We start from the raw sequence: 15,071 nt of genomic DNA on the forward strand, positions 1-15,071 counted from the left end.
GATGCGACACCATGCACGACCGGAAGAAAGGACACCCAACCATGCGTCCCTTTTTGCGACGTGCACAAGGCCAGTATGCCGTGCCGCCGCTTCTTCCAAATCGCAGAAAAAGCCTAGTTCTACCGTCTATCCGGCGTTTTCGAGCCGCCGGATTTGGGGAGCGAGCGCTGTGTGTATTGCGGGTAACAGACTGCTCTGGCGCACAGTTTATCAGCGCTAAATTCATTGCGTATTGTGGCTGGCTACTATTAACCGCTCCCTATTTAAAAACGGTCAGTATTACGGCAAAAACCGCTTTTTAAACGTCCGCGTGACGTCTGACGAAAATGCCGTACCGTCCGGCAGTGCGGGCGTCTCGTTTCGTCAGGGGATGTTCGCGAGGAAATCGCCGGCGCTGATCCGGCCATGGCTGCCGGCGGCGAAACTCATCGACCGGCTCATGAGCGAGGCGGTGGGCGCAACGGCGCGGGTTCGCGCCGCAGGTGTTCATTGACACTCAAACGTTAGGGATGTGCGACGGGCCTCTTCGGGCCCGTTCGCACCATCGCCACCTGCTCTCAGGTTCTGCTGCTTTTATTAACGATGCCGGCATGCATCGATCTGGTTCTCCTCGACTAAAATCCGTTCCTCGCGTTCCTGTGCTTCGACGGAATCAGGCAGCCGTGCGCGGCTTCAACGCCATCTGCGCCATCTGCGCTTCGCTCGCGAGTCTTCCGAGAAGTTTCGTCAGGCGTTGCCGCTGACTGGCAATCAGCTCGTGGGTCTCTTCCAGCGCGCGGACGCGTTTTTCCCAATACTCGTGGTCGAGCGGATACAGCCCGCTGGACGCGTCCCCACGCGCCAGGTACTCCATCACGTTCTCGAGATGTTGCAACTGGCTGTCTACCAGACTGGCCGGATGTCGAGCGCCACGTTGCCCGGTCGGTTGCCTGTTCGTGCCGCTCATCTTTGATACCCCGTGAATTGCCCGCTGACAAAGCGTGAACCTTGCAGCCATGCAGCGCACGAAACGGATCGGCGCTGTTTCTGCGCGCAGTTGCGATTCCAATAGAGGGCGAAAGTCGACTGCATGGCGCGCCGTCAGGGAAACGATCTGCATCTGATCACGCAACATTAATGCAGCTTTTTTGTCGGGCTTGACCGTACGTCTCAAATTTGGACGCCGGCGCGCGAAATCCGGTCCGGCCAGCGCCATCGATGCCCTGCAGACGGGCGCGCAATTGCTGGTGGCCGCGTTTCGCAAGGAGGCGCGCCTGAGCGGCGCGGGCCGCGCCGCGCTGCAAGCCGCGGTGATGGTCGGGTACGCCGCTATATCGAGGCCAACCCGCACCAGCGCGACCTGACGCCGACCAGTGTGGTTCAGAAGCTCCCGCGGACGGCGGTTGCGGATATAAGCGCAGAGACCGCGATGAGCGTCAGCGCGGCCGCGCCCATCGGATCCCACGCCGGGACCATCGGAGCGCCCGTCCGGTTGATGAGCCACGCCATCAGAAACGGCGAAAATCCACCGAACAGGACCACGTCAAAGCTGTAAATCGAACTTACTCGCTCCAGCAAGCGGATCAAAGCTCAGGCCGCCCGCGGCCGTCCCTTGCGCTTCGGTTCGACCGGCTGCACCACGGCCGCTACCGGCGCCACGCGCAGACTGCGTTTGAAATACGGCGAACTCATGGTGGCCGCGCCCATATCCGACGCGGCTTCGAGCAAAGCCGGCGCCAACTCTTTCAGGCGCGCTTCCGGCAAACGGCTGGTCGGACCCGCGAGACTGACGATCCCCACCACCAGCCCAGTCAACGGATGACGGATCGGCGCCGCCATCGAGGTCATGCCGGCCTCGTAGGTTTCGCTCGCGACGCCGTAGCCGCGCTTGCGCGCGCCCGCCAGGTCCTGGAGAAACTGCTGGATCGTTTTCGGCGCCTTGGGGCCGCGCGGCCCTGCCTTGCCGATGCCGCCCTGGCGCGACACGAGTTCGAGCGCTTCCTCGTCGCTCATGGTGGCGAGCCACGCCTGGCCGCTGGCGGTGCAGTGCAGCGGCGGCTGGCTGCCCATGTCCGGGTCGTAGCGCAAGCCGGATTTGGCGCCCTGCGCCTTGCCGACGAAGGTGATGTGATCGTCCTCCACCACCCCCAGCCGCGCCAGCTCGCCCGAGGCCGCCGCCAGGCGGTCGAGCACCGGCTGCGAAATATCCAGCACGCCGCCGGTGGACAACCACATCAGCGCGAGCGACACCAGTTTGAGCGCCAGCACGTATTCGCCGTGCTCGTCCTGCCGCACATAGCCTTCTTCGCTCAACTCGGCCAGCAGGCGATGCGTGCCGCTGCGCGGAATGTTCAGCGTATCGGCGATGGCGGCCAACTGCATGCTGCCGCCCTGCTTCGCCAGCAGTTCGATGATGGCCAGCGCCCGCTCCAGATTCCCCGCCATGTTGCACTCTCAATTCGATTTCGATACCGAATGAGAACACGATTCCATATCGGAACTCAAGGGCGCCTTCGTCTGGCGCCAATGAAATTCCGCTGATCTCAGTGTCCGATGCCCGCACTGACCTGCAGCACCGGCCCGCGGTGACGCGCGCCCTTGAGCAGCACCGCCGCCGCGCCCACCGCGGCAGGCAAGGCGAGCGAGGTGAACACCTGACCGAAGCCCCAGTTCGCGTGCAGCATGCCGGCGCCCAACATCGCCCCCGCAATCCCGCCGAAGCGGCCGATGCCGAGCATCCAGCTCGTGCCGGTGGCGCGCATGCGGGTCGGATAGGAACCCGCCGCCAACGCGCAGAATCCCGTGTTGGAGCCATTCATGCAGTAGCCCATGCCGAACGCCAGCACGCTGATCGCGGTGATGCCGTGGCCGGGCAAGCCCATATACCAGGCCAGCACGCCGCCCATGAACACCGTTGCGCCGAGCGCGCGATGCGGATTGAAGCGGTCCATCTGCCAGCCGATCGCGAGCGAGCCGATGGTGCCGCCCGCCTGAAACAGCGCGCCGACCACCGCCGCTTCGGCGAGCGTGAAGCCCGCGCCGCGAATCAGCGTCGGCAGCCAGCTGCCGAGCAGATACACGGTCAGCAAGCCGGCGAAGTAGCAGATCCACAGCATCACCGTGCCGAATGCGTAGTCGCGCGACAGGATCAAACGGATCGGGCTGCGTTCGCGCTGTGGCGTGTCATGCGCGACGAAGCGCGTGGTCTGATCGGCGCTGCCTGGTTCGAGGCGGTTCATCACCGACACGAGCCGCGCGCGGCGCGTTTCCTTGAGCGCGAGAAAGCGCGCGGATTCGGGCAGCCATTTGATCATCAGCGGCACGTACAAGATCGGCAGGACGCCGCCGAGGATCAGCACCGAATGCCAGCCGTGCGACGCGATCAGCCATGCGCTCACGAATCCGCCGCCGGCCGCGCCGAGCGTGAAGCCGCAGAACACGGTCGTCACCATCAGCGCACGGCAGCGTTGCGGCGCGTATTCGGCCATCAGCGTGGCGGCGTTGGGCATGGATGCGCCGAGACCGAGACCTGTGAGAAAGCGCAGCACCGTGAGTTCGCCGATGTTGCTCGCGAAGGCCGAGCCCAGACTCCAGACCCCGAAGAAGAGAACCGCACTCGTCATCACCGTCTTGCGGCCGAAGCGGTCCGCGAGCGGTCCCGCGCCCAGCGCGCCGAACGCGAGACCGAGCAGGCCGCCGCTCATCACGGGGCCGAGCGCATCGCGCGGAATCGCCCACGCACTCGATAATGCCGGTGCGATGAAACCGACCATCACGGTGTCGAGTCCGTCGAGCGTGACGATGAACATGCACATCAGCAACACGAGAATCTGAAAGCGCCCGACGGGTTGGTCGTCGAGCAACTGCTGCACGTCGATGACGCGCGAAGCGGACGCGGGTTTCCGCGGCGCCTTGAGTAAAGGTTCCATCAGGTGTCTCCAGACCGTTGTTATCGTTATTGCTATCGATTGAGGTTGCCGGTCTCATGCCGCGCGGCATCTTTGGCGTGCGCTTCGGCGGACCGGCTCGCAGGAAGATGAAACGGACTACGTCATCGCATAGGTCCGTTCGAGTACGGCGAGCGTCGCCTCGCGCAGCTTGCGGGCGCGCTCCACAGCGGGCGCGCTTTTAGCCCACTGCCGGGTCGGCACTTCGATACTGATCGGCAGATGATCCGGCAGTGCGCGCAGAATGCCGCCAAGGTCGATGCCGCCCTCGCCCGGAATCAGACGCTCGCAACGCGCCTGATACAGCAACGTGTCGAGGTCGGCGGGACGCTCGGCCGGCGCGTCGCAAAACTGCACGTAGCCGAAATACTCGCGTGGCAACGCTCGCAATGCGTCGGCCGACGAACCCGCGCGGTCGAAGTGAATCGGATCGACGATCAGGCCGGTATTGCGCCGCGCCGCCGCCTTGACAATACGCGCGCCTTGCGTGATGTCCTTCACGTCGGTCCACGGCATCGGTTCGAGCGAAGGCGACAGGCCGAGCGGCGCGGCGAGATCGCAGAGTCGCGCGAGACGTTCCGCGGTGCGTGCTTCATCGGGATCGTTACCTGCAACCAGCACGTAACGCGCGCCGAGTTCGGCGGCGGTATCGAGCATCGGCTTGAATGCGGCCACATCGGTGTCGGGCTTGAGACGCAGAATCTCGACGTCGAGCACCTTGACGCCGGTGTCGCGCAGACATGCGAGCGTCTCGCGCTTCAACTGCGTCGGGCCAATGATGTCGTGGCGTGCTTCGTGATCGGTGGCGGGCAACAGGCGCAGCCCGACGAAGCCGTAGCCCGCCTGCGCCGCGCATTCCACCATTCGCGGCGGGCTCAGTTCTAGCACGGTCAACGCCGACAACGAGAGCGCCCGTGAGTTGTGCTGGGTCATGTCGTTTCCTGAGTTCGATTTCATCTCTTCGGGTTCGCGCTCAGCGCAACGGCGAGAACGGCGCCGGCACGCAGATCGTCGACTCCATCGTGGTCAGATGCGCGGGCCCGCCCTTGGGCGGCCAGATGCCGTCCTTCACCGCTTCGGCGCGAATCCGCGAACGCTCGTCGACGCTCGCATACGGCCAGATGTTGAGAAAACGCGGCACGTTGCCGTCGAGCGAATACATTGCGCCCACGAGCGGCGAACGCTGCGTCCGCTCGGGCACCGCTTTCTCCCACGCGTCAATGGTCTGCTGCAGGCTCGCGAGTCTGGTGCCGTACACGCGCATCTCGTAGATGCCGCCGTAGACGGCCGGTTCGATCGGCGGCAGAAACGGGAACAGCGAATAGCTGTCGATCTTCACGTCCGTGACGAATTCGCCGCAGCCGAATGGGTTGCCTTCGAGCAGCATGCGCCTGCGCTCCGTGATCAACGCGGCTTCCGAATCGAAGCCGCGCAGCACTATCACCTGTCCAAGCGCGCCGATATCGGAATACCAGCAGCCGAGCAGCTTCGAGCCCGGCTGATCGCCGCTCGCCCGGATGCTTTCGAAGACCTGCGCGTTCGCGCCGATCTTCACCGTGAGTGTCACTACGTCGTAGAGCGTCATCACATGTGTCCTTGTGTTTGAATGGTGGTGTGCGTGGCCGGCGCCGCTGGTAAGTCTTGCGCGCTGTGAACTGCCTGAGCCGCCTGAACTGCTCGAGCTTCGCCGGCGATGGAGAGGCCCGCGAGATAACCGAACGTCATCGCCGGGCCGAGCGTGATGCCGCCGCTCGGATAACAGCCGCCCATCATGCTGGCGCTATCGTTGCCGACCGCGTAAAGGCCAGGCACGGCGTGCCCCGCGTTATCGAGTACGCGAGCGGTGGCATCGGTGGCGAGGCCCGCGAACGTGCCGAGGCTGCCGGGCAGCAGCTTGACCGCATAGAACGGCCCGTCTTCGAGCGGCGCGAGGCACGGACTCGGCGTGTGTCCCGCGTCGCCCTGCACGCGGTTGTACGGCGTCGAGCCCTTGTGGAATTGCGGGTCGAAGCCCTCCTTTGCGTAGCTGTTGCAGGCCGCCACGGTACTCTCCAGTCCTTCTCGATCGATGCCGCATTGCGCGGCGAGTTCGGCAAGACTGTTCGCGCGTTTCAGATAGCCCGAGCGGCGATACGGCGCGGTGGGAAACGGAAACGGCTTCGAAAAGCCCAGTCCGTAGCGGCGCTGGAAACGATGGTCGCAAACCAGCCACGCGCAGACTTCCTCACCGGCAGGCGTGGTGCCGATCAGCGCGCTGACGAAGTCGTGATATGACGAGGCTTCGTTGACAAAGCGCCGGCCCGCGCGCGTCACCGCGATCACGCCCGGCTTCGCGCGCTCGATCAGATGCGGAAACGCGACGTCCGCGCGCCCCTTGCCTTGCGGCACGAGCGAGACCGGCGCCCAGGCGGCGGGCGTTTCGAGCGACGCATCGAAGTGCCCGCCGATCGACTCGCCGAGACGAATGCCGTCGCCGGTATTGGTGAGCGGCGCGGCCGACCAGTGCTCGCGCCCCGACGGCGTATAAGCAAAAGTTTGCGCACGACGCTCGAGGTCGTGCGGATAACCGCCGCAGGCCAGCACCACGCCACGCGCGGCACGCACCTCGTGTGGCACGCCGTCGAGTTCGACACGCGCGCCCACCACGCGCCCCGCTTCACGCAGCAACGCGACCGCCTTTGCGTTCGTGCGCAGATCGACGTCGAGATCGGCCGCCGATTTGAGCAGTCGCGCGACCAGCGCGTTGCCATTCACAAGATGCATGGAGCGGCCATAGCGCAGCTTGTGGCCCACGAACACCGCGAGCCTGCGCAGCACGTGCCTTGTGGAGCGCAGCGAGCGCGTGGCGTTGAAGAAATGCGCGAGGTCCTGCCCTGAACCGATCGCCATGCCTTTGAGCGTCACCACGCCGAGCGGCTCGCGCAGCCGCTCGATCAGCGGTCCGAGTTCGCGGCCGTCGAACGGCATTGCGCACACCGAGCGGCCGCCGGTCGCGGCGCCGGGCGTGGTATGAAAATCGGGAATGCGGTTGCCGTCGACAAAACGCACCGACGTATGGCGTTCGAAGAACTCGATCATCTCGGGACCATAGTCGAGCAACGCGTCGACCTTGTCCGCGTCGAAGTGCGCGCCGAGTTCGTTGCGCAGATACGTGCGCGATGATTCGGGATCCTCGACAATTCCCGCGCGCGTTGCGAGCGGGTTGCCAGGAATCCACATCCAGCCGCCCGACCATGCGGTCGTGCCGCCGAACACCGCGGCTTTTTCCGCCACCATCACGCGCAGTCCGCGCGTCGCGGCGGTCACCGCGGTGGAAAGGCCGGCCGCGCCGGAACCCAGTACCAGTACGTCACATTCGAGGATCGGATCGCGCTTCATTGCCAGTTCGCTTGGTCGGTTAAAAGAGATTGATTTCAATCTCTTTTGTTGAATACTATTCCATTCTACAATTTCATTCAAACCAGGCTCGGCCCTGGTTCGTCAGAGGATTTTTTCCTTGGCCCGCTGCGAGCTGGCGCCAGCAGAGCCGAGCGGCGCAGACGAAAGCCTTGAAGCCGAAGCGGCTTTGGCGCGCGCAGCCGCGTCGCGGCCGGCGAGATAGGCAAACGCGAGCCCGGGTCCCAACGTAATGCCCGGACCAGGATACACACCGCCCATCACCGATTGCATGTCGTTGCCGCACGCGTACAGACCGCCGACAGGTTGATCGTCGCGCCCCAGCACGCGGGCCTGATGATCGCTGACGAGGCCGGTCGCCGCGCCGATGTCGCCGGGATAGAGCCGCACCGCGTAGAACGGCGCGCGGCCGATCGGCCCGAGGCAGGGATTCGGTCCCGGCCAGTTCGCGTCGCCGTTGGCGCGCTGATAGTCGGTCGTGCCGCGCTGAAAATCCGCATCCACGCCGGTCTGCGCGTATTCGTTGATGCGCGCGACGCTATCGGCCAGTCCGCGCGGATCGATGTCCAGCTTGCGCGCGAGTTCGTCGAGCGTAGCGGCGCGTGTCAGATAGCCGTCGGCGAGAAATGGATCGAGGCCTTTGCCACCCGGACGCACCATGCCGAGACCATATTTGCGCAAGCCTTCGGCATCCGTGACGAGATACGCAGGCACGCACGGCGACTGGCGATGCGCCTCCTGCATCGCGATACCGAACAGGTGATACGAGGTGTTTTCGTTGAGGAAACGCTTGCCTGCCTGATTGACGACCACCATGCCGGGCTTGCCGCGATCCATCATGAAGTGAGGGAACACCGCGGTCGTGCCGTCCTTGCGTTTGCGCACGGAGACCGGCGCCCAGAACGCGTTGCTCAACGCGCCTTCGCCATAACGTGCGCCGACGGCGAGCGCCAGATCGTGCGCGCTGCCGGTGTGTCCCGGCGCGCCGGGACACCAGCCCGGATCGACGCCCGGCAGCATCGCGCCGCGTCGTTGCGGATGCCGGTTGAAACCGCCGCTTGCGAGAATCACGCCACCTGTCACCGCGATTTGACGTCGCTGGCCGTTCTGGGTCAGCGTGATACCGTCGACATTGCCGTTCGCCCCGGTGCGCAGCGCTTCGAGTTTCGTGCTCACCAGCACAGTGACGTTGCGAGCCAGCAGCGAATAAAGCAGACGGCCGATCAGCGCGTTGCCCATCACGAGACGCGTGCCGCGCGGCCAACTCATGCGATCGCGGACGTGTCGCGCAAGCAGCTTCGCGGCATGGCGCAGGGCCTTGAGCGACTTCGTCATGCCGAGCAAATGAGCGACGTCGTCGCGATCCACCATCATGCCGCCAAGTACCGTGAACTCCGGAATTGGCGGACGGATCAGCGCGAAATGCTTTTCGAGCTTGCGGCCGTCGAAAGCGAGAGGCTCCAGCGCGCGGCCGCGCAAAGTCGAGCCTTCGAGCTCGGACAGATAGTCCGGATGAAACGGGCGCGCCCGATACTTCACGTCCGAATTGGCCTCGATGTGCGCGACGGCCTGCGGTCCGGCTGCCAGAAACGCGCGACGCAGCGCCTCGCTGCTGCGCTCGCCGACCGCACGACGCAGAAACGCTTCGGCGTTCGCGCTGCTGTCGTCCGGATTGACCGACGGGCCGTGCATCGAATCGGGAATCCACGTGGTGCCCGCCGAATACGCTGTGGTGCCGCCCACGTATTCGGTGCTTTCCACCAGCAACACGCGCGCGCCTTCGATCGCGGCGAACAGCGCCGCCGACATCCCTGCCCCGCCCGCGCCGATCACCGCGACGTCGAACGTTTCGTTCTCCTGCAACCCGCTGAGTGTCTCCACCATGTCCTGCTCCTCTGCTCCTCGTCTTGGCCCGCGACGGAGAGTTCGTCGCAGTTCGTCAACATCTGTAGAATTTGCTTTGATTTCGGAATACTATTCCACAAATGCAAAAATGCAAAATATTTCTGCACTCACGGAGAAAAGACGATGCGCGTATTGGTGACGGGAGGAAGCGGTTTTCTGGGGGCGTGGATCATGCGGCGTCTGCTTGGCAAAGGCATCGGCGTGCGGGCGTTCGATCTGCGCGCCGATGCGCGTCTGCTGCAAGCGCTCGCGCCCGAGCAGGCCGCGGCGGCGCAATGGGCGAGCGGCGACATAGCGAATGCAGCCGATGTGTCGCGCGCACTGCACGGTTGCGACGCGGTGATTCATCTCGCGGGCGTGCTCACGCCAGCCTGCGCGCTCGATCCGGTGCGCGGCGCGCAGATCAATCTGATCGGCACGCTCAACGTTTTCGAAGCCGCGCGCGCCGCCGGTATGACGAGCGTGCTGTACGCCAGCAGCGCGGGCGTATTCGGGCCGGCTGACGGCGCCGTGCCTTTTCCGCAGACCTTTTACGGCGCGTTCAAGCTCGCCTGCGAAGGTGCGGCTCGCGCGTACTGGCACGAACATGGCATTGCCAGCGTCGGCTTCCGGCCGCTCGTCGTGTATGGCGCCGGGCGCGAGACCGGTTCGAGCGCCGGGCCAAGCCTCGCTTGCCGCGCCGCGGCGCGCGGCGAACCGTACACGATTCCGTTCACCGGTTCGACCGGTCTCGTTTTCGCGGACGATGTCGCCGCCGCATATGAAGCCGCCCTCATGCAAGCGCCGCGCGGCGCACATGTGTTCACCCTGGCAGGCGACATCGTTTCGGTGGATCAGGTCATCGAGCGTATCGGCGCGATTGTCCCGGGCGCACGTATCGACACGGCCGGCGCGCCATTACCGATTGCGACGATGTTCCCCGTTGATCCAACTCTTGAGGAGTTGCTGCCCGATCTGCCGCATACCTCGCTTACCGAAGGACTACGTCAGACCGTGGATTTCTATCGGCAACCTGCCTCCCCGGCGGTTCAAAAGAAATAATTTTATTGTTGAACACTATTCCATAAAGACTTAGAGTTCACACGTTCAAGCAAGATCACCCGGCATCGCGCAAGATGAACACCGGGCAACACTCTGGAGACATGCAACATGACGCAACCCGACGCCTCTTCTTTTTCCGCCTCGCTGGATGAAGGCCTCAGCGGCGCCACGCGAGTGATTTTCATCGTCGGCGATCCGATTGCGCAGGTACGCTCGCCGTCCGGCGTGACCGCCGCTTTGCGCGCGGCCGGACGCGATGCGCTGGTGGTCCCCGCGCACGTCGCGCCCGCCGATCTGCCCGCGTTTTTTGCGGGCGTGACACCTATGCGCAACGTCGACGGCGTGATCATTACCGTGCCGCACAAGTTCAGCGCCGCGCAGTATTGCGCCTCGCTCACCGAACAGGCGAGCTTTCTCGGCGCGGTCAACACGTTGCGCCGCGCGGCGGACGGCAATTGGCATGGCGGCATGTTCGACGGCACCGGCTTCGTCGCGGCGCTCGTCGACGCCGGTTGCGAACTGCGCGGCAAACGCGCGCTGCTGGTGGGCGCGGGTGGTGCGGGTTCGGCGATTGGACACGCGCTGGTTCAAGGGGGCGCAGCGTCGCTCGACGTGCGTGATAACGATGCCGAGCGCGCGGCGTCGCTGATCGTCCGGTTGAATGCGCTCGGGCAGGGTCAAGTACACAGTGTGGCCGCTTCCGTGGACGTCAATGCATACGACGTGGTCGTCAATGCATCGCCGCTCGGCATGCGCGCGAACGACCCGCTACCTGTCGACGTTTCGCGTTTGCCGGCCACGACATTCGTCGGCGATGTGGTGACCAAGCCGCCGCTGACGCCGTTGATCGAAGCCGCCCGCGCGCGCGGATGCCCGACGGTGACAGGCACGCAGATGTTCGACCGTGTGTGCGACCGCATGGTGGCGTTTTTGCTGGCAGCGGATCGGTGAATGGTCTTCGGACGCGACAGCGACCACGGCTTGCGCTGCTACACTGGCGCCACGCCAACCTGTAGAAGACACTGCGCCGCGCGACTCGACGCGGCGGGTCTTCTCGTGAATCACGCTCCAACCCATGCTTCGATTCGAAAACCTCAGCAAGCGCTACGACGAACGCCTCATCTTCCAGGGATTGCATTACGAAACGGCATCAGGATGCGTCGCGTTAAACGATGAATCCGGCAGCGGCAAGTCGACGTTGCTCGGCATCCTCGCGGGCACGATCGAGCCCGATACCGGCGAGGTGTGGCTCGGCGGCCATTCGCTGCGCGGCGCACCGCTCGCCGCGCAATCCGTGCTCACCTACGTGCCCGAAGACTGCATGCCCTATCCGGATCAGACCGGTCGCGAGTATCTGAACAATGTGGCATCGGCGAGAAAGACCGCAGTGACCGGCACCACGCTGGACCTCGCGGACCGTTTCGGCCTCACGCCGCATCTCGACAAACGTTTCGAACAGATGTCGTTCGGCACGCGCAAGAAGTTTTTCCTGACGGCAGCCGTGCTCGGCGAGACCCAGGTCCTGATCGCGGACGAACCGGTCGGCGGACTCGATGCCGCCGCGCGCGCCGTGCTGGTCGATCTGTTCAAGACACTGGCACAAACACGCACGGTGTTTTTCTCGAGCTACGACGAGGTATTCACAGAGGCGTGCGAGGCGCGCAGCGTCAATTTCGCCGACTTGGGAAGGTACGGCTAAAACGCACCTGCCACGCTCCTGCGCGCGACTGGCGTATCGCGCCGCAAACAGCGCGGGCGAAACCGGCAACCCGGATTTCGCTCGCGCCTGCGAACCGCTTAAACCGCCACGCAAATCTTCCCGAAGTGAGCACCGGATTCCTCGTGCGCGAACGCCTCGCCGAGCTTCTCCAGATCGAACGTGCTGTCGATCACCGGCTTGATGCCGGTCACTTCAAGCGCCCGGATCATATCGAGCTGATCCTGCCGGCTGCCGACGATCAAGCCTTGCAAGCGCTGCTGCCTCGCCATCAGCGCCGCGGTGGGCACCGGTCCTGCCCGGCCGGTCAACACGCCGATCAGCGCGATATGACCGCCGATCCGGCACGCGGTGATCGACTGCGGCAAAGTCCCCGGACCGCCCACTTCGATCACATGATCGACACCTCGGCCGCCGGTCAGCGAGCGGACCTGCTTGCCCCATTCCGGATTCTCGCGATAGTTGATCGTATGGTCGGCGCCCAACTCGCGAAGCCTGGCGAGCTTCGCATCCGACGAAGACGTGGCGATCACCGACGCGCCCATCGCTTTGGCCATCTGCAACGCAAAGATCGACACGCCGCCGGTGCCGAGCACTAGCACCGTTTCGCCGGCCTTCAACTGGCCGTCCACGACGAGCGCGCGCCATGCGGTCAGCCCGGCTGTGGTCAAGGTTGCGGACTCGGCGTGGCCATAGCCGCGCGGCGCATGCGTGAAGTAGTGGCTCGGCAGCACGACCGCTTCGCGTGCATAGCCGTCGACGCCGTCGCCCGGTGTGGTCTTGAAATCGGCGATGGCGGGCGGGCCGTTTTCCCAGAACGGGAAGAAGCACGACACCACGTGATCGCCCGCCTTGAATTCCGAAACGCCGGCGCCCACGGCTTCGACCACGCCCGCGCCATCTGCCATCGGAATCCGTCCTGCTTCAGCCGGCAGATTGCCGCTCACCACGCCGTAGTCGTGAAAGTTCAAGGAGTTCGCGTGAATGCGCACGCGGATCTGGCCCGCCGAGGGTTGACCGGGGTCGGCGATATCGACGACCTGGAGGTTGGCCACGGTGGCGGGCGAACCGATTTTGACGGCTTTCATGCTTTCACTCCTCTGTGAGTTGCGCCGGCGCCTGACGCGTCGCGGCGAAATGCTCGCAAAAGAATACCGCATGCCTGCTCAGCGCGTCGCCGGATGCGCACACGTTGGCGCAGGCGAAACACTCGCTGAGAGTTCACTGTGAATGTGGCAAGTCCCTTCACGACGCCCGTGCAAGACACGGGGCGGTCGCGCGGGTTATGCATTCATTTGACGGTCTGAATGACTTCGAAGCCTTCGAATTCCGGATGCCCCAGATAGAGCACCCGGTTGTCGCCGCCTGCGCTGCGATGCGCGGCGCGAAAGGCGTCGGATTTCGTCCACGCCTCGAAGGACGCGTAGTCCTTCCAGATGGTATGGCTGGAATAGAGAACGTGATCGTCTTTCTGCGGACCCTTCAGCAGATGAAATTCCACGAAACCCGGCACCTCTTTCAAGTGCGTATCACGCGTGGTCCAAAGATGTTCGAAAGCGGCTTCGGATCCGGGCGTCACTTTGAAACGGTTCATGGCAATGTACATGCTGAAGGCCTCCTTGCAGTCACGATGTATCTGACGGATTGCCGGAGTCGAACGACCCGTTCCGGCAAACCCGTCAGGCGGCCTTTCATTATATGCGCGCCATTCTTCCTACCGATGTCACGACTGCAGGACGGCTCTGGCGCCCCCAACCCGTCCGCGTTCAGGCCGCTTTGTCCTGCGCCGCCTGTTCGAGCCATAACCGGCTGTCGGGAAACCAGAATGCGTCCGGCCGCGGCGGCGACACGAGCTTCACCGGCAGCGACGGATTGAATATTCTGGACCATGCCGACAGATACGACGGCGTCTTCACCAGATACCCGCAGCGGGACAACAGCAGACTGGAGACCAGCGCCTCGCGGCCGATTTCAAGCCCCGGATAGCCGCTGAAATGAACCGGCGTATTACCGTTCGCGAGCAGTTTCGCGGGCGCCACTTTGACCGGCTTGCGAAACGGCCAGGCGACGAAAAAGTCCAGAAACGCCTGCTCGTCGCTAGAAACGAAAACGTTGCTCAGGTGCGGGTTTTCGGCGAGCGTCGTTTCTACGTGGCGACAGAAATCGCCCCATGAAACGGGGATGGCTTCCAGCGACTTGTCCGTGCCTCTGAAATGCGCGCCGAGTGTCGACGTGCCGATCTCGAGCTTCCGGCAGATTGCTTCGACTTCATCGCCGATGTGACCGGCTGGCCGGTAATGTGCGGAGAAGAGCTCGCTGGCGCTCCTGAGTTGAAGCCGAGCCTCGTAGCGTTGACGAAACCCCAACTGGACCAGGTCGCGAACCGTCGACCTTCTCACCTTGTGCGTGAGCGGCGCGGTGGCCTTGCCTTTCACGGACTCAAAGAAGCACGAGAACCAGTCGATCGTTCCCGCAGGGTCTCCGTAGAGCCCGCCGCGAGCACTGATGCACGGCCTCAGACACTTCTCGTCGCAGTACATCAGAATAAACAGGACCATCTGCATCACGGAGAAAAAACCGGAGTTCTCCTGAATTTCGATGGCAAAGATGCCCCTGTTCAATCGTTGCGTGGCATGAAGCGAAATGCGACGTGGTGTGGCTACGGAATGCTTGAACCCCTCGCTGCGTCGGATTTGTTTCGCCCGATCGACTACCTTTCTCAGCATGCCCGGCTCCTAATGGAATCTAGGTATTTTTAACTTCGCACGCGTCTGTGTACCGTTAAGTTCACGACGCCCGAGCATAACATCCCAAAAGCGCGGGTCGAGTAACTTCCACTTGTCTTGGTGAGCTAGCGCACAGAGGATCGGTAAGACTTCCCTCGAGTTGCGCCGCTTGCACGACGCGAGCGAAGCCATGCAACGTCGAGTCGCAAACCTCGCAAAGTAATGGTTTATCCGGGTGCCTCGTCGCGCGAGAAAGCTATAGGCAGACAACCCGCAAGCGCTGGCTACTCTCGCTTATCTCACACTCTCCCACGTTAAATACGAGCCGCACGGCGAACCTGCCGCCGCTGAAATCAACTA

14 protein-coding genes are annotated in these 15,071 nt (G+C 63.8%); 4 read left to right on the plus strand and 10 right to left on the minus strand.

Going from position 1 to position 15,071, the window contains the following annotated elements; all coding sequences use genetic code 11:
- Positions 1–232: 232 nt before the first annotated feature.
- A complete protein-coding gene (locus tag RI103_RS29540) occupies positions 233–493 on the plus strand; it encodes a hypothetical protein (RefSeq protein ID WP_310816143.1) in 261 nt (86 codons plus the stop codon).
- 159 nt (positions 494–652) lie between these two features.
- Here the strand turns inward: RI103_RS29540 and RI103_RS29545 are convergent, their stop codons facing one another.
- From RI103_RS29545 to RI103_RS29575, 7 genes are all read right to left on the minus strand, one after another.
- Positions 653–1,195: a hypothetical protein gene (locus tag RI103_RS29545; RefSeq protein ID WP_310816145.1), complete on the minus strand. Its 543-nt coding sequence runs from the start codon at positions 1,193–1,195 to the stop codon at positions 653–655.
- 374 nt (positions 1,196–1,569) lie between these two features.
- Positions 1,570–2,424 carry an IclR family transcriptional regulator gene (locus RI103_RS29550; RefSeq protein ID WP_310816146.1) on the minus strand — a complete coding sequence of 285 codons (855 nt, stop codon included), beginning with the start codon at positions 2,422–2,424 and terminating at the stop codon, positions 1,570–1,572.
- A gap of 98 nt (positions 2,425–2,522) precedes the next feature.
- A complete protein-coding gene (locus RI103_RS29555; RefSeq protein WP_310816148.1) occupies positions 2,523–3,908 on the minus strand; it encodes an MFS transporter in 1,386 nt (461 codons plus the stop codon).
- Between the two features lie 117 nt (positions 3,909–4,025).
- Positions 4,026–4,859: a sugar phosphate isomerase/epimerase gene (locus tag RI103_RS29560; protein WP_310816150.1), complete on the minus strand. Its 834-nt coding sequence runs from the start codon at positions 4,857–4,859 to the stop codon at positions 4,026–4,028.
- Positions 4,860–4,899: 40 nt separating this feature from the next.
- Positions 4,900–5,511 carry an NIPSNAP family protein gene (locus tag RI103_RS29565; protein WP_310816152.1) on the minus strand — a complete coding sequence of 204 codons (612 nt, stop codon included), beginning with the start codon at positions 5,509–5,511 and terminating at the stop codon, positions 4,900–4,902.
- Entirely contained in the window at positions 5,511–7,304 is a 1,794-nt protein-coding gene (locus tag RI103_RS29570; RefSeq protein ID WP_310816154.1) for an FAD-dependent oxidoreductase, read from the minus strand. Before RI103_RS29570 ends, RI103_RS29565 begins: the two co-directional genes overlap by 1 nt.
- A 102-nt stretch (positions 7,305–7,406) precedes the next feature.
- The gene (locus tag RI103_RS29575; RefSeq protein ID WP_310816155.1) at positions 7,407–9,206 is read right to left on the minus strand and encodes an FAD-dependent oxidoreductase; all 1,800 of its coding nucleotides are present in this window, start codon (positions 9,204–9,206) and stop codon (positions 7,407–7,409) included.
- 144 nt (positions 9,207–9,350) lie between these two features.
- Between RI103_RS29575 and RI103_RS29580 the strand changes: the two genes are divergently transcribed.
- The 3 genes from RI103_RS29580 (at position 9,351) to RI103_RS29590 (ending at position 11,967) form a co-directional block, all read left to right on the plus strand.
- The gene (locus RI103_RS29580) at positions 9,351–10,268 is read left to right on the plus strand and encodes an NAD(P)-dependent oxidoreductase (protein ID WP_310816156.1); all 918 of its coding nucleotides are present in this window, start codon (positions 9,351–9,353) and stop codon (positions 10,266–10,268) included.
- Positions 10,269–10,376: 108 nt separating this feature from the next.
- Entirely contained in the window at positions 10,377–11,219 is an 843-nt protein-coding gene (locus RI103_RS29585) for a shikimate dehydrogenase (protein WP_310816157.1), read from the plus strand.
- 124 nt (positions 11,220–11,343) lie between these two features.
- The gene (locus RI103_RS29590; RefSeq protein WP_310816159.1) at positions 11,344–11,967 is read left to right on the plus strand and encodes an ABC transporter ATP-binding protein; all 624 of its coding nucleotides are present in this window, start codon (positions 11,344–11,346) and stop codon (positions 11,965–11,967) included.
- Between the two features lie 98 nt (positions 11,968–12,065).
- On the opposite strand, the gene RI103_RS29595 is transcribed toward RI103_RS29590, so the two are convergent.
- The 3 genes from RI103_RS29595 to RI103_RS29605 all read right to left on the minus strand — a co-directional run bounded on the left by RI103_RS29595 (position 12,066) and on the right by RI103_RS29605 (position 14,711).
- Positions 12,066–13,073 carry an NAD(P)-dependent alcohol dehydrogenase gene (locus RI103_RS29595; protein ID WP_310816161.1) on the minus strand — a complete coding sequence of 336 codons (1,008 nt, stop codon included), beginning with the start codon at positions 13,071–13,073 and terminating at the stop codon, positions 12,066–12,068.
- Positions 13,074–13,276: 203 nt separating this feature from the next.
- Positions 13,277–13,591 (minus strand): antibiotic biosynthesis monooxygenase, encoded by a 315-nt coding sequence (locus tag RI103_RS29600; RefSeq protein ID WP_310816162.1) that lies wholly within the window; start codon positions 13,589–13,591, stop codon positions 13,277–13,279.
- A 160-nt stretch (positions 13,592–13,751) separates the two neighbouring features.
- Positions 13,752–14,711 (minus strand): hypothetical protein, encoded by a 960-nt coding sequence (locus RI103_RS29605; RefSeq protein WP_310816164.1) that lies wholly within the window; start codon positions 14,709–14,711, stop codon positions 13,752–13,754.
- Positions 14,712–15,071 lie beyond the last annotated feature (360 nt).

This window comes from Paraburkholderia sp. FT54, assembly GCF_031585635.1.
GTDB lineage: Bacteria > Pseudomonadota > Gammaproteobacteria > Burkholderiales > Burkholderiaceae > Paraburkholderia.